Source organism: Collimonas sp. (assembly GCF_039923675.1).
In the GTDB taxonomy this organism is placed as follows: domain Bacteria; phylum Pseudomonadota; class Gammaproteobacteria; order Burkholderiales; family Burkholderiaceae_D; genus Collimonas.
This window is the reverse complement of record NZ_JBDTCG010000014.1, coordinates 75368-92679: the sequence shown is the minus strand read 5'-3', so window position 1 is coordinate 92679 and position 17312 is coordinate 75368. Positions and strand designations below refer to the sequence as shown.

Here is a 17312-nt window from a genome sequence, read left to right as displayed (position 1 = left end):
TTTGACCTTGCTGCGTTTGCCCGTTGGCAGCTCGACCTGATAGGCCTCGCCTTGCTGCGACAGTACGACACCTGCTTTAAAGTCGCCGGACTCTTCAAAAAATAGATTCATTGCATGCTTTACGTGTTGATTTCTGATTTTACGGTGAACTTTCGATGACGCCATCGCCGGGCAAGACGTCGTCCCCGCGAACGCGGGGACCCAAATTACTCACTAAAATGGATTTCCGCGTTCGCGGAAATGACCCGGTCGGCAATGACGAGGCGTGGAGTAGGTCGGTGATCTGACCGCGCCCTTCGCAATTCACCTAGCTCGGGGAAAAATACTTCTGTCACCAGCATTACGCCGGTTTTGCGCCGAAAAGTCGAGCGTCTGGCCAATAACGGGTAAGGAAAACTGTCGATGCCGCTGGCGGCACGCATGCGACACACCAACGGATGGTTGCAGTACAGGCGGGCGAATTGCAATTGCCCGCGCTCTACCAGCGGATCGCCAAACAGAGTGGAGCCAAGTGAGCGCTCACCCAGGCTGCCAAAGAACGGCCACTCGGTGGTGGTTGCATCCAGCGCCAGCACCGTATGCCCGAGCACCATGGGGCGACCGTCGCAGCGTAGCAAGACATCGCGCTCCTGCACCTGCTGGCGGCGTGGCAAGCTGATCGCCTGCCATTCCTCGGCCAGCGGCAGCGCCCGCCGCTGGTGCAGGCACTGGACCCGGAACTGCTGGCAGTGCGCCATCAATTTGTAGGTCAGCGAGACGCGATCTGTCAGCCAGTCGCGCATGTTGACGGACGGATCGACGCCGTTGGCATGGTCATGCCATTTGGCGATGGTGCGGGAACGCGTCGTCACGCTGCCGGCCCCGATATTGTTACGCCGCAAAATGCCAGTACTTGATCGGCATAGTCGGCAAATTCGCTGATGCCGTGGTCGCTGCCTTGGATTACCTGCTGCCTGGCGTGTGGGTAATGGCCGACCATTTCACGCCAGTCCAGCACGTCATCGCCGGTGGCAGCGATCAGGAAATAGCGTTGCGGCTGAGTGATAGCGTCAATTTGCAGGGCTTGCAGCTGTGCCATGTATTCGCGCTTGAACTCGAACGGCTCGTCGGAATGGTATTGGGTGCTGACGCCGACATACTTTTCCAGATCGCGCGGCGGCTTGACTGCGGGATTCAGCAATACCGCGCGACAACCGGTCTGCTCTGCCAACCAGGTGGCGTAATAGCCGCCCAGTGAAGAGCCGATCAGCGTCAAACCGGCCGGATCACCACCTTTGATTACATCTTGCGCCAAGGCTATCGCTGCCGCAGGAGATGCCGGCAGTTGCGGGCAAAGATAATCGCTAGCCAAACCCAACAGCTGCATGCGCTCAGCCAGCAAACGCGCCTTGAACGATTTTGGCGAAGAACGGAAGCCGTGCAGATACAGGATCATGAAACTGCCGACAATGCCGTCAAGAGTTTTTGATGGACGCCGCCGAAACCGCCGTTGCTCATCACCAGCACCTGGTCGCCTGGCTGCGCCGCACCGACTATCGCCGCCACCAGTTGCTCCAGGTCGTTGTAAGCACTCGCTTTGCCACCGAGGGGCTGCAACGCTTCGGCCAGGTTCCAGTCCAGTGCATCCTTGCCGCTGCCCTTGGCGCCGTAGCCGAACACCAGGTCGGCTTCGCTCAGGCTGGCAGGCAAGGCATCTTTCATGGCGCCCAGCTTCATCGTATTGGAGCGCGGCTCCAGCACAGCCAGGATACGGGCCTTGCCGGCCTTCTTGCGCAAGCCCGCGACAGTGGTGGCGATGGCGGTCGGATGATGCGCAAAATCGTCATACACCGCGATCTCCCGCACTACGCCGCGCAATTCCATGCGCCGTTTGACGTTTTCGAAGCGCGACAACGCGGTAATCGCCTGCGCCGGCGGCACGCCGACATGGCGCGCGGCGGCAATCGCCGCCAGGGCGTTCATACGGTTATGTTCGCCGCTCAGCTCCCATTGCACACTGCCTTGCAGCTCGCCATTGAAACGCACTTCAAAGTGGCCATTGTCTTGGGTGATCAGCGCCCAGCCTTGCTGCTCGCCGCCGAACAGCTCTTTTTCACTCCAGCAGCCGCGCTCCAGCACCCGTTGCAGTGCCGGCTCGCGGGCATTTACCAGCAAGCGGCCGACGCCGGGGACAGTGCGCACCAGATGATGGAACTGGGTTTCTATTGCCCGCAGGTCGGGGAAGATATCGGCATGATCGTATTCCAGGTTGTTCAGGATCGCGGTCTTGGCGTGGTAATGGACGAATTTGCTGCGCTTGTCGAAAAACGCCGTGTCGTACTCATCCGCTTCGATCACAAAGAATGAGGACGCGGGCGCGCCGGTTTTTCCTGACAGCCGTGCTGAGATACCGAAATTCATCGGCACGCCGCCGATCAGGAAACCCGGATCGTAGCCGGCGTCTTCCAAAATCCAGGCCAGCATCGCCGAGGTGGTGGTCTTGCCGTGCGTGCCGGCCACTGCCAGCACCCATTTGTCGCGCAAGATATGCTCGCCGATCCATTGCGGACCGGAAATATACGGCAGGCCGCGGTTCAAGATCTCTTCCATCAGCGGATTGCCGCGCACCACGACATTGCCGATCACATACAAATCCGGCTGCAAAGCGATCTGCTCAACGCCGAAGCCCTGGATCAGGTCGATTCCCTGCGCCTCTAGCTGGGTGCTCATCGGCGGGTACACATTGGCATCGCAGCCGGTGACTTTATGCCCTGCCTGTTTAGCCAGCACTGCCAAACCGCCCATAAAGGTGCCGCAGATACCAAGGATATGAATGTGCATTCTTGAGTTTCACTATTCTGAAAAGAGGGAATACCGTGATTTTACCTGAGCGGCCGCCACCGCCGTTAGCCGCGCGTTCAAAAAGTGCAATGCCCGGATGTGGTCGATGATTGAAGTGCGGTGTTTCGGCGATTCAGCGCTGGCCGGGATAGCCATAGGTAAATCGTAATTTGCGCATTGAGATATCATGCCTGTCATGGCTTCCAATCTTTCACCCGAACTAGAACAGCTGCGCGCCGAAATTGCGGCGGCGGCGGCACGCATGATTGCCGAAGACGGCGCCGATTACGGCACTGCGAAACGCAAGGCGCTGGAACTGTGCGTCGGCAGCACTCGTGCCCGCAGCGGCAGTTTCATGCCCGATAACGCGCAGATCGAAGACGAAGTACGTATATATAACGAATTGTTCTTTGCCGATACGCAACCGGCACGGCTCTTGCTTTTACGCAAACTGGCGGTGGAGATCATGGCAGAACTACAGCAATTTAGACCTTATCTTACTGGCGCGGTACTCAATGGCACTGCTGGCGAGCACTCGGATATTTACCTGCATTTGTTTGTAGACAGTCCAAAGGATGTGGAGATTTTTCTGTTTAACAAGAATGTGCAATTCGAACTGTCCTCCAGCCCCTCCCTTAAAAGCGGAGGTAATAACGACCCCGTGGAAACTGTGAGTTTCATGTATAAGAGAGAGGGATTGCATCTGACCCTATATGAAACTGACGATTTGCGCGGTAATATCAGGGCCGCCTCCGGCAAGCGAGCGGAACGCGCGGATCTGAATGCGGTACTTGCACTGATCAACAAAGAAGAAGATTAATGAAAAGAAATATTTTGATATTTGTGCCGATTGCGATCCTATTTTGCGTGATCGGCGTGTATTTCGGTGTGCAACGGCATACCCCGGTCCCGGCTGAGAGCGCTGCGGTGGCAGCCTTGTTTGCTCAGGAAATGCCGGATGCCGCTGGCAAGAGTAGTTCCTTGTCACAATGGAAAGGCAAACCCCTGGTCGTCAATTTCTGGGCAACCTGGTGTGCGCCATGCGTGGAAGAGATGCCGGAACTGAATGCCTTGCAGACAGAAATTGCAGCAAAAAACATTCAAGTGATAGGGATCGGCATCGATTCTGCCGATAATATCGCAAAATTTGCCGAAAAATACAAAATCTCCTACCCGTTGTATGTCGCCGGTAGCGGCGCTACCGCATTGCTGCGGCAGTTTGGCAACCAGGCTGGCGGCCTGCCCTTCACGGTCTTGATCGGACGCGATGGCGAAGTGAAAAAGATGTACCTTGGCAGCATTAAATTCGACGAATTGCACAAAGACCTGTCATTACTCTAAGCGAAAAACTTGATCAAAAAACATTTAACAATGCCGCACTGAAATTTCACAGAAACAAATTTTCCCTTGCCAGTCATCGTCATTTGACGGCAAAATGCGCCATCGTCGTCAAACGGAGCATCATCTCCATGGCAAAAAATATACTTCTACTCAACGGACCCAACCTGAATTTGCTGGGTACAAGAGAGCCGGAAGTCTACGGTTCGACCTCGCTGAGCGATGTCGAACAAGCAGCTCGGGTCCAGGCTACCGCAGTTGGCGCCCGGCTTGTGCACTTCCAAAGCAATCACGAAGGTGCACTGATAGACCGCATCCATGCGGCCAAGGCAGAAGGCATCGACGCCATTGTGATCAATCCCGGCGGACTCACGCATACCAGCGTCGCCCTGCGGGATGCATTGACGGGAGTGGCAATCCGTTTTGTCGAAATCCATATCTCGAATATCCACCAGCGAGAGGCGTTCCGGCATCACTCTTATTTATCTGAAGTCGCTGTCGGCGTCATTTGCGGGTTGGGCGTGGATGGTTATCGCGCCGCAGTCGATTTTGCCATTAAGAAACTCTAGTTGATTTCTATCAAGATGCTGTTGCAGAATTAAGCTGGCTAGGCGCGCCGACGAAGACAGTACGGCTAGGACGCGCAACAACGCCAGATTAATTCTGCAGCAGCATCTAAAGCTTTGCAGTAATCTCGACGTCTTTGCAAACTATTGCAATTGCGCTGATCTGCATGCCAAAAAAACGAAAATAGCTTCAAATTTTCATTATTTATATATTCTGAAGGATTGCATATGGATTTGAGAAAACTCAAAACGCTGATCGACCTGGTCGCGGAATCAGACATCGAAGAGCTTGAAGTTACGGAAGGCGAAAGCAAGGTCCGTATCGTCAAATCGTCTGCGTCCCAGCAAAACCAGGTTGTCATGATGCAACCACAACAACAGCAACACCCTGCCCATTACCAGGTTGCCGCGCCAGTAGCTGCTGCAGCGCCGGTCGAGCCAGTGGCGGTGGTACCGGAAGGCCATATCGTCAAATCGCCTATGGTCGGCACCTTTTATCGCTCTTCGTCCCCCGGTACACCGGCATTCGTCGAAGTCGGTTCGGAAATCAAGGAAGGCGCCACCCTGTGCATTATCGAAGCCATGAAATTGCTGAATGAAATCGAAGCCGATGCAACTGGCGTAGTGAAGAAGATCCTGGTTGAAAACGGCCAGCCGGTCGAATTCGGCCAACCGTTGTTCATCATTGGTTAATTTGATGGCACTGAGTCGGCAACACCGAGTCAGCCACAGCAAGTAGTACGTAATCTGCACGGCGGCATCCGCGTCATCGGGATTTCGCCGTTCTGGTTGCCAATGCAGGCCTGCCGCACTTGTCAGCGTTTTCATCGATGCAGCACAAATCCGGGCCGGTAGCGGCAACCCAAAGTTTGATAACGCTTGACCCATAGCGACACATACCACCTATGTTTGAAAAAATCCTTATCGCCAATCGGGGCGAAATCGCCTTGCGCATCCAACGCGCCTGCCGTGAAATGGGCATCAAAACCGTGATGGTCCATTCCGAAGCCGACCGTGACGCCAAGTACGTAAAACTGGCGGACGAATCGGTCTGTATCGGCCCGGCGCCGTCCAGCCTGAGTTATCTCAACATGCCGGCCATCATCAGCGCCGCAGAAGTGACCGACGCCGAGGCAATTCACCCGGGCTACGGTTTCCTGTCGGAAAACGCCGATTTCGCCGAGCGCGTCGAGCAATCCGGTTTTGTTTTCATCGGCCCGCGGCCGGCGAACATCCGTTTGATGGGCGATAAAGTATCGGCCAAGCAAGCTATGATCCGCGCCGGCGTGCCCTGCGTTCCGGGTTCGGAAGGCGCGTTGCCGGACGATCCCAAGGAAATCGTCAAGATTGCCCGCAAGATCGGCTATCCGGTCATCATCAAGGCGGCCGGCGGCGGCGGTGGACGCGGCATGCGCGTGGTGCATACCGAAGCGGCCCTGGCCAATGCGGTGACCATGACCAAGACTGAAGCCGGCGCCGCTTTCGGCAATCCGGAAGTGTATATGGAGAAGTACCTGGAAAATCCGCGTCACGTGGAAATCCAGATCCTGGCCGACCAGTTCAAGAATGCCGTGTGGCTGGGTGAGCGCGATTGCTCGATGCAGCGCCGCCACCAGAAAGTGATCGAGGAAGCGCCGGCACCGGGCATTCCACGCAAGGTCATTGAAAAAATCGGCGACCGTTGCGCCGAAGCTTGCCGCAAGATGGATTACCGTGGCGCCGGCACCTTTGAGTTCTTGTATGAAAACGGTGAGTTCTACTTTATCGAAATGAACACCCGGGTGCAAGTTGAACATCCGATTACGGAAATGATCACCGGCATCGACATCGTGCAGGAACAGATTCGCATCGCGGCCGGTGAAAAACTGCGCTTCCGCCAACGCGACATCCAGCTCACCGGCCACGCCATCGAATGCCGTATCAACGCCGAAGACCCATTCAAGTTCACGCCATCGCCAGGTAAAATCCTGTCGTGGCACGCTCCGGGCGGCCCCGGCATCCGCGTCGATTCGCACGCTTACGCCGGTTATTTCGTGCCACCGCATTACGATTCGATGGTCGGCAAGGTGATTTCTTACGGCTCTACCCGTGAGCAGGCGATCAAGCGCATGCAGATTGCGCTGTCGGAAATGGTGGTCGAGGGCATCCAGACCAATATCCAGCTGCACCGCGAGTTGATGATCGACGCCCGCTTTATCGAAGGCGGCACCAACATCCATTACCTGGAGCACAAACTGGCTGAACGGCCGGTGGTAGCCAAGGAAACGGACAAGGCTGTAAAGAAATAAGGATTTTTCACCGCAAACATTCCGTGCGGTGAAAAATCCATCACACACAGTAAGGCATCTGATGAGCTGGACCGAAATTGTTATTGAAGTGGCACTGAACGACGCCGAGACCCTGTCCGATGCGTTGATGGAAGCCGGCGCCTTGTCGGTCTCGGTCGAAGATGCTGACTTGGGCACCCCGGACGAACAACCTTTGTTTGGCGAGCCAGGCATGGAGCCGAAGGAAGCGGCCTGGGAACGCAGCCGGGTGGTGGCGCTGGCCGAGGTCGACGCCGATCACGCGGCCATCGTCAACAATGCCGCCGCCGCTTGTGGCGTGCCGCCGCCGCCCTACTCCTTGCGGCCGGTGGCAGCGCAAGACTGGGTGCGCTTGACGCAATCACAATTTGAGCCGATCCACATCGGCAAGAACATCTGGGTCGTGCCAAGCTGGCATGATGCACCGGACGCCAACGGCCTGATCCTGGAACTGGATCCCGGCCTTGCCTTCGGCACCGGCAGCCATCCCACCACCCGTCTCTGCATGGAATGGCTGGAAATTAACGTGCCGCTGCAAAAGCCGAAATCGCTGCTCGATTATGGCTGCGGCTCTGGCATCCTGGCCATGGTCGCCAAGAAGCTCGACAGCGCAACGACGGTAATCGGGGTCGATATCGACCCGCATGCGATCGATGCCGCGCGCTATAACAGCGAACGCAATCATTGTGAAATCGCCTACTGCCTGCCGGAAGATTTCAGTAACCATACCGCTCTGCAAGAATTCGATATGGTGGTCGCCAACATCCTGTCCGGCCCGCTCAAGCTGATGGCGCCGATGCTGTGCAGCCGTATCGCAGCCGGCGGCAGCCTGACCTTGTCGGGCGTGCTGGCGGAACAGGCCAACGACGTCATCGCCGCTTATGCGCAATGGCTGCCATTGACAGTGTGGGCCGAGCAAGACGGCTGGGTCGCGCTGTCCGGCGTCCGCAAGTAAGCCGCACGTCATGGCGCTCGCGACGCAATGTCCGCATTGTCAAACCACCTTCCGGGTCGCCAATGACCAGTTGAAGCTGCGCGGCGGCCTGGTGCGCTGCGGCAGCTGCCGCGAAGTATTCAACGGCATCGAACATCTGGTGCGGCCGGAGTTGGCAGCACCTGTAGCGGCGTCCGCGCCGTCATCTGCCCCGGCACCGGAACCAGCCGTAATCACACCGCCCGCCACTCCAGTTGTTGCTTATCATGCCGCGGCCGGCCATGTCAGCGCGCTACAGTCACAGCCGTTTGCCAGCCAACCAGCGGCCACCGTTTTCCCCAGAATTTCCGTGCCGGAACCAGAGTCCAAGCCGGAGCAAGAGCGGCCTCTGGAAACCAACGCTGCATTCGTCGTCGCTACCGACCATCCGCTGCCGGCCGCGAACATCGTTGCACCGGAAACCAAAGCCGCGCCGCCGAGCACGGCTTCGGACCGGGTGGAAGCCGCCATCGACGGTCTCGAAGAAGACCTGCGCATCGCCGAAGCAACCAGCCAGTCCGCGCCTGCCGATGTCCATCACACGCCGTTCGGCCTGATCAAGCCCTCCGCCACTGAGACCGACGCAGAGGCAGAGGCAGGCAGCCTGCCGGTGCCAAATGTCTGGCATCGCCATGTCGACGACGATGAGGAGCCGGACAACCAGATGGCGCGCATGACCTTGATGCATGTCGCCGGACAGGACGACTATACGCTGGCAGCCAAAGCCGGCGCAAAAGACGGCGACGCCGCAGCCAGCCATGATGATGACGAGCTGGACCGCATCATCGATGAATTGCAGCGCAAACCGTGGCGCGGAGAAAAGAACGTCGCATCGGCATCGAACGCGAGCGACGGCGCGGAAAGCGGCGGCAGGAAAAAACATCGCGAGAAAGCTGCGGAAACAGAAGAAGCGGTGGCCGACGAACCCGATTTCGTTCTCAGCGCCAGACGCCAGCAACGTATCGGCGGTACGCTGCGTTGGGCCATGTGGATCATTGGCGCTTTAATGCTGATCGGCCTGATCGGCCAGTCGACCTACTTTTTCCGTGACCAGCTGGCGGCCCGCATGCCGCAGTTGAAACCGTTGCTGACCAGCGCTTGCGCAAAAATCGGTTGCAGCGTCGGCCTGCCGATGAAAATCGAGACCATCTCGTTCGAAGCCAATGAATTGCAGGCGCTCGATCCGGCCCGCAACCTGTTCTCGCTGAACCTGCTGCTGCGCAACCATAGCGACACCGTACAAGCCTGGCCCAACATCGAGCTGACCTTGAATGACGCCAATGACAAACCGATCGTGCGCCGCGTATTTACCCCGCGCGATTATCTGAGCGCGGCGACCAATCCGGCACTGGGTTTTGCCAGCGACCAGGAACAACCGGTTAAAGTCACGTTTGAGTTATTACAACTGAAGGCCTCGGGTTATCGAGTCTATCTGTACTATCCCTGATCTGTACGACCTCTGATTATTTATTGCGCAGGCTAACGCGCCAACCAGCAAGCTTTCTCTCTACTTACTATGACCTCTCTCATCTGCGGTTCATTGGCTTTCGACGTCATCATGCAATATCCGGGAAAATTCTCTGATGCGCTGCTGGCAGACCAGTTGCACAAAATCAGCGTCTCGTTCCTGGTGCCGACCATGCGCCGCGAATTCGGCGGCTGCGCCGGCAATATCGCCTATAACCTGAAGCTGCTGGGCGGCGAGCCGCAAATCATGGCGACCATCGGCCACGATGGCGGCGACTATCTGCAACGGCTGGATCAGCAAGGCATTTCACGCAAATCGATACGCACCATCGACTCGATCTATACCGCGCAATGCTTCATTACGACCGACGCCGACAACAACCAGATCAACGCCTTCCACCCGGGCGCGATGACCTATTCCCATGAAAACAAGGTGGCTGAAGCCGGCCCGGTCAAGCTGGCGATTGTTGCGCCGGACGGCCGCGACGGCATGCTGCAGCACTCGGAAGATTGCGTGGCGCAAGGCATCCCGCTGGTCTTCGATCCGGGCCAAGGGATGCCGATGTTCAACGGTGACGAGCTGAAACATTTCATCGAACTTGCTACGTATATCGCGATGAATGACTACGAAGCCGAGATGCTGGCATCGCGCACCGGTTTATCGCTCTCACAAATTGCAGAACGGGTTTCGGCACTGATCGTCACGCGCGGCGAACTTGGCGCTGAAATCTATACAGGCGGCAACAAGATCGACATCCCTTGCGTCCAGGCTGAACGCGTCTTGGATCCGACCGGTTGCGGCGACGCCTTCCGCGCCGGCATGATGTATGGCTTAAGCAACGGCATGGACTGGGCCACTACCGGCCGCCTGTCGAGTTTGTTGGGCAGCATCAAGATTGCGCACCAAGGGCCGCAGAACCATGCGCCTAGCCGGGCCGAAATCGATGAGCAGTTCCACCGTGTATTTGGTTACCGTTTGTAAAAATAGCACATGATTTTCCATGCCCTACCGATGTACTGGGTGGGGTATGGAATGAATTAGTCAAATTTGCCCTTGTTTTATGGGTATTCCATAGATACTCCCAAATATCACTATTCTGACGTGATACATGCCTGTCTTCCCAAGCTGAACTTATCTGCTACGCTTAAATCCTACTTGTATTAGTCGGACGGATGGAGGGCATCATGAAAAAATCAATTTTGGTCGGTATCGCTGCGCTGGGAGCAAGCCTGGTGCTGGGCGGCTGCGTCGCCGTGCCATACGGCGGCAACGGCTACTATGGCGGTGGCGGCTATGGCTATGATAGCGGTTACTACGGCGGAGGCGGCTACTACGCGCCGGCGTATATCGCGCCTAGCGTCAATGTCGGCTTTGGCTATTATCGTGGCTGGGGTGGCGGCGGTTGGGGCGGTCGTGGCTGGGGCGGCAGAGGCTGGCGTTAATAAAAGTAAAAGTGAAAAGTAAAAGCGGCGCGTTGGAAGCGGTATAAGTTGCCTGATGTTCCATGTTGAACAAGTAATTGGACAACTCCCGCATCTCGCAGCATGATGGTGCTTATCTTTAACCAGGAGTCACCATGAAACGACTGATTGCCACGCTATTGATTTGCAGTTCTGTTGCAGCACCGGCTTTTGCCGCGCTCAAGGCCGGTGAGCAAGCCCCTCCTTTCACCACCCAGGCCTCGCTTGGCGGCAAGGTGTTCAGCTACTCGCTGGCCGATGAACTGAAAAAAGGGCCGGTGGTGCTCTACTTTTATCCAGCGGCCTTCACTAAGGGCTGCACCATCGAAGCCCATCTGTTTGCCGATGCGGTCGACAAATACAAGGCGTTGGGCGCGACAGTGATCGGCGTCTCCGCCGACAACATCGATACGCTCAACAAGTTTTCAGTCAGCGAATGCCGCAGCAAATTTGCGGTGGCTGCAGACACTGATCAAAAAATCATGAAATCCTATGATTCGGTGCTACTCTCCAAAACCAGCTACGCCGACCGCGTTTCGTACGTGATCGCGCCGAACGGCAGCATCATCTATGAATACAGCAGTTTGGATCCGGACAAGCATGTCGCCAATACCTTGCAGGCACTGGAGCAGTGGACTGCCAAGCAAAAGAAATAAGCACTTTGAAAATAAAAAAGCGCGCTGATGAAAGCGCGCTTTTTTTATGGCTTGAGGTAACTGACAACACTTACGGTCAACCCGCCGCTTTGCGTCGATGCCCCTCAAGATTCGGCAGGAACATCGCCAGCAAACCGATCAGCGGCAGGAAAGAACAAACCTGATAGACGAAACCGATGCTTGTCATGTCAGCCAGTTTACCCAGCGCTGCGGCGCCGATACCACCCATGCCGAAGGCAAAACCGAAGAACAGGCCTGACACGGTGCCCACCTTGCCCGGCACCAGTTCCTGGGCAAACACCAGGATCGCCGAGAAAGCCGACGCCAGAATCACGCCGATCACCACCGTCAGTACACCGGTCCAGAACAGGTTGGCATAAGGCAGCATCAAGGTAAACGGCGCCACGCCCAGGATCGACACCCAGATCACCAGCTTGCGCCCGACCTTGTCGCCAATCGGCCCGCCCAGCACCGTGCCGGCCGCCACCGCAAACAGGAACACGAACAGATGCAACTGCGCCGCCTGTACCGACAGTTGGAACTTGTCGATCAGGTAAAACGTGAAGTAGCTGCTCAGGCTGGCCATGTAGAAATACTTCGAGAAGATCAGCATCAGCAGGATACCGATAGAAAACATGACCTTCTTGCGCGGCAGCGCCACGTAATGATGCTGCGCCTTGGCCGGCTTGCCCTTGGCTTCCAGGCGCTTGCGCTTGTACCAGTTACCGATCTGCCACAACACCAGGATCGCCAGCAATGCGGCGGCGGAAAACCAGGCGATGCTGGTCTGGCCGTGCGGGATCACCACCCAGGCCGCCAGCAACGGCCCCATCGAACTGCCGGCATTGCCGCCCACCTGGAAAATGGATTGCGCCAAACCGTGGCGGCCACCGGAAGCCATGCGCGCCACCCGTGACGACTCTGGATGGAAGATGGAAGAACCGGTGCCGACCAGCGCCGCGGCAAACAGCAGGATGCCGTAGCTGGGCGCGACCGACAGGATCAGCAGGCCGACCAGCGTGAAACCCATGCCCAGCGCCAGCGAATACGGCTTCGGATGCTTGTCGGTGTACAAACCCACCAGCGGCTGCAGGATCGAAGCGGTCATCTGGTAAGTCAGGGTGATCAGGCCGATCTGCGCAAAGCTGAGATTGAAATTTCCTTTCAGGAGCGGATAAATCGACAAGATCAGCGACTGGATCATGTCGTTCAGGAAATGCGCAAAACTGATGGCGCCTAGTACGCGGAAACCGGTTTTCTCGGCATTCTGCGACCCTAGCGTAGGGGAAATCTGCTTGGCTGCGGTTTGCATGATGATGAACTGAGAGTTGGAAAATAACGCAAACAAAAAAAACTGCAGAACAGCTCAGTCAGCCATTCAACTTGTTTTTATCATTCGCAAGACTGAAGTGTAAGCAAAAAACCAAAGACTGTTTTAAGATAAAAAGACATAATTTGTCGTATTTCAGTCAAATCGTCTATTCCATGCCAGCACACATTCTTACCCATACCACGATAGGCCTGCTTGACGTGGTGCCGGACGCCCGGCACCCGGTACGCTTGCGCGCACGCGATCTTGGCGCCGCAAAGCTGCTGCCCTCCCATTCCCATCCCTGGGGCCAGGTCACCTATGCGCCGGAGGGCGTGCTGCGCGTCACCGTCGGCAACAGCACCTGGATTGTACCGCCGCTGCGCGCTATCTGGATTCCGCCACAACTGGTGCATGAAATCGCGACCATAGAAAAATCGCAATTGCGCGCTCTGTATATCCATGCCGACGCCAATCCGTTTGCCAGCCAGGAATGCATCGTGCTGGCGGTCTCGAACCTGTTGCGCGAACTGATCGCTGCGCTGGCGCTAACCGATGTCGACAGCGCGCGCGAATCGCTACTCACCCAACTGATATTGCATGAACTGGTCGCCGCAAAAACCCCCGGCATACGAGTCGCCTTGCCGACCGAAAAGCGCTTGCAGGCAATCTGCCAGGCATTGATTGACGCCCCCGATTCAAGCATGACCCTGGCGGCCTGGGCGGATCGCGCCGGCGCTTCCGAGAGAACGCTGGCACGATTGTTTGAAAAAGATCTGGGAATGACTTTCGGCCAGTGGCGGCAGCAGATCCGGCTGGCGCACGCGGCGCCGATGATCGCCCGCGGCATGCCGTTGTCGCTGGTGGCGACCGAACTCGGTTACGCTAGCCAGTCGGCATTTTCCGCCATGTTCAAGAAAACCTTCGGCCAGTCGCCGTCGACTTTCTTCGCGCCGAAAAAACCTGTGTAAATTCCCGCTCAAAAAAATTAAAGCACACAGAACATTTAGCGACTGGCTATTTGTTCTGCATGCTTTTGGCGTAGTGACGCGTTAAGGTTTACTGCGGGACAGTATCCTTGAACGATGGCCGTTCAGACAGTTTTTCAAACAGCTTGGCCAGCGTCGGATAATCTTCGCGCCAAGTGATTTCCGGGAAGCGGAAACTGATCCAGCCCAGCGCGCAACCGACTGCGACGTCGGCCAACGAGTAATGCGTGCCGGAACAAAACGGCTTTTCCGCCAGGCCGGCAGACATGGCTTTCAGGCCGGCCTCGATCTTGCGCTGCTGGCGGTCGATCCAGGCTTGGCTGCGTTGCTCTTCAGAGCGCTGCAAGCCTTCCAGGCGAATCAGCACACCGGCCTCCAGCACGCCGTCGGCCAATGCTTCCCAGCATTTGACTTCGGAACGCTCGCGGCTGTTGATCGGGATCAGCTTGCCGACCGGCGTCAGGGTATCCAGATACTCGACGATCACGTGCGAATCGAACATGGCGCCACCGTCTTCCATTACCAGGCACGGCACTTTGCCCAAGGGATTGGAAGCCTGGATCTTGGTTTCAGGCGACCACACATCCTCCAGCACAAAGTCGTAATCGAGCTTTTTCTCGGCCATGACGACACGGACTTTGCGAACAAAAGGACTACCCAGGGAACCGATTAGCTTCATATGTCACTTATGGTAAAAAATGTAGGCTGATTATAGCATTCGACATTGGAGGCTTTGCCGATCACCAACCCCGTCTGCATTCAAAGCGGCATATTTACCACGGTGCAAATGGTAAAATCCGGTTTCGCTTCGTGTTTAGCTTGAATTTCGTTTGTTACCTCCGGCGTTGTTGCCTTGCGTGGTTGCCATGTTTTGCAAAATGGAAACTATCGCTGCACCAGCCTTATCTTCATCCACTTCTATAGTCATCACTATCATGTCTCTTACCACGCTTTCCGCCCTGTCCCCGCTGGATGGCCGTTACGCCGCCAAAACCGACAAGCTGCGCCCGATCCTGTCCGAGGCCGGCTTCATGCACCACCGGGTCAAGGTTGAAATTGCCTGGCTGCAAGCCTTGTCGAACGCCGGCTTCGCTGAAATCAAGCCATTCTCGGCAAGCGCCAGTGCGTTGCTGGACAAGCTGGCAAGCGATTTCACCGAAGCGGATGCGGAACGCATCAAGGCCATCGAAGCGGTGACCAACCACGACGTCAAGGCGGTTGAATACTGGCTCAAGGAACAGGTCAAGGAGGTGCCGGAACTGGTCGCGGCGTCGGAGTTCATCCACTTCGCTTGCACCTCGGAAGATATCAACAACACCTCGCATGGCATGATGCTGAAAGCAGCGCGCGACACCGTGCTGCTGCCGGCGCTGTGCAACGTGATCTCCAAGCTGACCGATCTGTCGCATGCCAACGCCGACCTGCCGATGATGTCGCGCACCCACGGCCAGCCGGCCAGCCCGACCACGCTCGGCAAGGAAATCGCCAATGTCGTGGCGCGTCTGCAACGCGCCATCAAGCGCATCTCTGAAGTAGAAATCCTGGGCAAGATGAATGGCGCGGTCGGCAACTACAATGCCCATCTCTCCGCCTACCCCGACTTCGACTGGGAAAATTTCTCCAAGGCCGTGATCGAGCAGCGCCTCGGCTTGACATTCAACCCGTACACCATCCAGATCGAACCGCATGACTACATGGCGGAACTGTTTGATGCGATCAGCCGCAGCAACACGATTCTAATCGACCTGAACCGCGATATCTGGGGCTACATTTCGATCGGTTATTTCAAGCAACGCACCAAGGCCGGCGAAATCGGTTCCTCGACCATGCCGCACAAAGTCAATCCGATCGATTTTGAAAACTCCGAAGGCAACCTGGGCATGGCCAACGCCGTGCTCAAGCACATGTCGGAGAAACTGCCGCTGTCCCGCTTCCAGCGTGACCTGACCGACTCGACCGTGTTGCGCAACATCGGTGTCGGCCTCGGCTACACCATCCTGGCCTACGATAGCTGCCTGCGCGGTCTGAACAAGCTGGAAGTCAATCCTTCGCGCCTGGCTGAAGACCTGGATGCGACCTGGGAAGTGCTGGCCGAACCGGTACAAACCGTGATGCGCCGCTATGGCATTGAAAATCCGTACGAGCAGCTGAAAGAACTGACCCGCGGCAAGGGTATTTCCAAGGAGGCGCTGCGCGAGTTCATCCTCAAGTTGGAAGTCCCGCAAGACGCCAAAGACCACTTGCTGGCGATGACGCCTTCCAATTACATCGGCCAGGCAGCCCAGCTGGCGAAGAAGATCTAAATAAGTGCGTAAATAAAAATGGCTGCCAGACCGGCAGCCATTTTTTTAGCCCGTAAAAAAACCAGCCCGAAGGCTGGTTTTTATTTTGCCTGCCGACGCTTATACCACCGCGCCGTCAGTCTCATCCTTTTCCTTGATCGGCTTGATCATGTCTTCACGCTTGACACCCAGCCACATGGCTACGGCCGCTGCGACGAACACCGACGAGTAGATACCGAACAGGATACCGATGGTCAGCGCCAGTGCGAAATAGTGCAGCGCGGGACCGCCGAACACGAACATCGACAACACCATGATTTCAGTGCTGCCATGAGTGATGATGGTGCGTGAGATGGTGCTGGTGATCGCATGGTTCATCACATCGGCCACGGCCAGCTTGCCGAAGCGGCGGTCGCGGAAGGTTTCACGTACGCGGTCGAACACCACCACCGACTCATTCACCGAGTAGCCCAGCACCGCCAGGATCGCCGCCAATACGGTCAGCGAGAACTCCCACTGGAAGAAGGCGAAGAAGCCGAGAATGATCACCACGTCATGCAAGTTGGCAATGATCGCCGCTACCGCATATTTCCATTCGAAGCGGATCGCCAGGTAGATCATGATGCCGATCACCACGAACAGCAGCGCCATCAAACCGTCATGCGCCAGTTCGTCACCCACTTGCGGCCCGACAAACTCGGTGCGTTTCAGGGTCACGTCGGCATCCTGCTTTTGCAACGCGGCCAGCACCGTAGCGCTTTGTGCATTGGCATTTTCACCCTTTTTGGCAGGCAAGCGGATCATGACGTCCTGCGCCGTGCCGAAATTGGTCACCTGATTGTCGGCATAACCAATACTTTCAACCGTCTTGCGGATGCCATCGATATCTGCCGGTTTGGTATACGCCACTTCGATCACCGTGCCGCCGGTAAACTCGATCGACAGATGCAAGCCTTTCGAGAACAGGAAGAATACGGCTAATACAAACGTCAGCGCCGAGATTGCATTGAAAATCAACGCATGGCGCATGAACGGAATATCTTTCTTGATACGGAAAAGTTCCATCACATTCCTTTTGGTTCACACCACTGGTTCTTGCCTGTGTGGCCGCGCATCCCTGGATGTCTATGCGGCCACAACGTTAT

General features: G+C 56.6%; 18 protein-coding genes. 12 read left to right on the top strand and 6 right to left on the bottom strand.

What is annotated here, in order from left to right:
- Positions 1–206 precede the first annotated feature (206 nt).
- The 3 genes from ABI171_RS02880 to mpl are packed head-to-tail and all read right to left on the bottom strand — an operon-like array spanning position 207 to position 2820.
- Positions 207–851 carry a chorismate lyase gene (locus ABI171_RS02880; protein WP_348091100.1) on the bottom strand — a complete coding sequence of 215 codons (645 nt, stop codon included), beginning with the start codon at positions 849–851 and terminating at the stop codon, positions 207–209.
- Positions 848–1435 carry a YqiA/YcfP family alpha/beta fold hydrolase gene (locus ABI171_RS02875; protein WP_348091099.1) on the bottom strand — a complete coding sequence of 196 codons (588 nt, stop codon included), beginning with the start codon at positions 1433–1435 and terminating at the stop codon, positions 848–850. The genes ABI171_RS02880 and ABI171_RS02875 overlap by 4 nt, the downstream gene beginning before the upstream one ends.
- Positions 1432–2820, bottom strand: coding sequence for a UDP-N-acetylmuramate:L-alanyl-gamma-D-glutamyl-meso-diaminopimelate ligase (gene mpl, locus ABI171_RS02870; protein ID WP_348091098.1), 1389 nt, complete (start codon positions 2818–2820; stop codon positions 1432–1434). The genes ABI171_RS02875 and mpl overlap by 4 nt, the downstream gene beginning before the upstream one ends.
- Before the next feature lie 187 nt (positions 2821–3007).
- Here mpl and ABI171_RS02865 point away from each other — a divergent pair, with 187 nt between their 5' ends.
- The 10 genes from ABI171_RS02865 (at position 3008) to ABI171_RS02820 (ending at position 11587) form a co-directional block, all read left to right on the top strand.
- Entirely contained in the window at positions 3008–3640 is a 633-nt protein-coding gene (locus tag ABI171_RS02865) for a hypothetical protein (protein WP_348091097.1), read from the top strand.
- The gene (locus ABI171_RS02860; protein ID WP_348091096.1) at positions 3640–4161 is read left to right on the top strand and encodes a TlpA disulfide reductase family protein; all 522 of its coding nucleotides are present in this window, start codon (positions 3640–3642) and stop codon (positions 4159–4161) included. The genes ABI171_RS02865 and ABI171_RS02860 overlap by 1 nt, the downstream gene beginning before the upstream one ends.
- Before the next feature lie 128 nt (positions 4162–4289).
- Positions 4290–4727: a type II 3-dehydroquinate dehydratase gene (gene aroQ, locus ABI171_RS02855; RefSeq protein WP_348091095.1), complete on the top strand. Its 438-nt coding sequence runs from the start codon at positions 4290–4292 to the stop codon at positions 4725–4727.
- A gap of 225 nt (positions 4728–4952) precedes the next feature.
- On the top strand, positions 4953–5417 hold the full coding sequence (accB, locus tag ABI171_RS02850; protein WP_348091094.1) for an acetyl-CoA carboxylase biotin carboxyl carrier protein: 465 nt from the start codon (positions 4953–4955) through the stop codon (positions 5415–5417).
- A gap of 212 nt (positions 5418–5629) precedes the next feature.
- Positions 5630–7012, top strand: a complete 1383-nt coding sequence (gene accC, locus ABI171_RS02845) for an acetyl-CoA carboxylase biotin carboxylase subunit (RefSeq protein WP_061937343.1) — start codon at positions 5630–5632, stop codon at positions 7010–7012.
- Positions 7013–7073: 61 nt separating this feature from the next.
- Positions 7074–7985 (top strand): 50S ribosomal protein L11 methyltransferase, encoded by a 912-nt coding sequence (prmA, locus tag ABI171_RS02840; RefSeq protein WP_348091093.1) that lies wholly within the window; start codon positions 7074–7076, stop codon positions 7983–7985.
- 10 nt (positions 7986–7995) lie between these two features.
- Positions 7996–9450 (top strand): DUF3426 domain-containing protein, encoded by a 1455-nt coding sequence (locus tag ABI171_RS02835; RefSeq protein ID WP_348091092.1) that lies wholly within the window; start codon positions 7996–7998, stop codon positions 9448–9450.
- Positions 9451–9519: 69 nt separating this feature from the next.
- Positions 9520–10452, top strand: a complete 933-nt coding sequence (locus tag ABI171_RS02830) for a carbohydrate kinase family protein (protein WP_348091091.1) — start codon at positions 9520–9522, stop codon at positions 10450–10452.
- A gap of 203 nt (positions 10453–10655) precedes the next feature.
- Positions 10656–10913: a hypothetical protein gene (locus ABI171_RS02825; RefSeq protein ID WP_348091090.1), complete on the top strand. Its 258-nt coding sequence runs from the start codon at positions 10656–10658 to the stop codon at positions 10911–10913.
- A 134-nt stretch (positions 10914–11047) separates the two neighbouring features.
- Entirely contained in the window at positions 11048–11587 is a 540-nt protein-coding gene (locus ABI171_RS02820) for a peroxiredoxin (RefSeq protein WP_348091089.1), read from the top strand.
- 76 nt (positions 11588–11663) lie between these two features.
- On the opposite strand, the gene ABI171_RS02815 is transcribed toward ABI171_RS02820, so the two are convergent.
- Positions 11664–12899, bottom strand: a complete 1236-nt coding sequence (locus ABI171_RS02815; RefSeq protein ID WP_348091104.1) for an MFS transporter — start codon at positions 12897–12899, stop codon at positions 11664–11666.
- Between the two features lie 173 nt (positions 12900–13072).
- Between ABI171_RS02815 and ABI171_RS02810 the strand changes: the two genes are divergently transcribed.
- Positions 13073–13867 (top strand): helix-turn-helix transcriptional regulator, encoded by a 795-nt coding sequence (locus ABI171_RS02810; protein ID WP_348091088.1) that lies wholly within the window; start codon positions 13073–13075, stop codon positions 13865–13867.
- An 88-nt stretch (positions 13868–13955) separates the two neighbouring features.
- Here ABI171_RS02810 and ABI171_RS02805 read toward each other — a convergent pair whose 3' ends face one another.
- Positions 13956–14564, bottom strand: a complete 609-nt coding sequence (locus ABI171_RS02805) for a glutathione S-transferase N-terminal domain-containing protein (protein ID WP_348091087.1) — start codon at positions 14562–14564, stop codon at positions 13956–13958.
- A gap of 256 nt (positions 14565–14820) precedes the next feature.
- Here ABI171_RS02805 and purB point away from each other — a divergent pair, with 256 nt between their 5' ends.
- The gene (gene purB / locus ABI171_RS02800) at positions 14821–16188 is read left to right on the top strand and encodes an adenylosuccinate lyase (protein ID WP_348091086.1); all 1368 of its coding nucleotides are present in this window, start codon (positions 14821–14823) and stop codon (positions 16186–16188) included.
- Between the two features lie 99 nt (positions 16189–16287).
- Here purB and secF read toward each other — a convergent pair whose 3' ends face one another.
- A complete protein-coding gene (gene secF / locus ABI171_RS02795; protein WP_348091085.1) occupies positions 16288–17232 on the bottom strand; it encodes a protein translocase subunit SecF in 945 nt (314 codons plus the stop codon).
- Between the last annotated feature and the right edge of the window lie 80 nt (positions 17233–17312).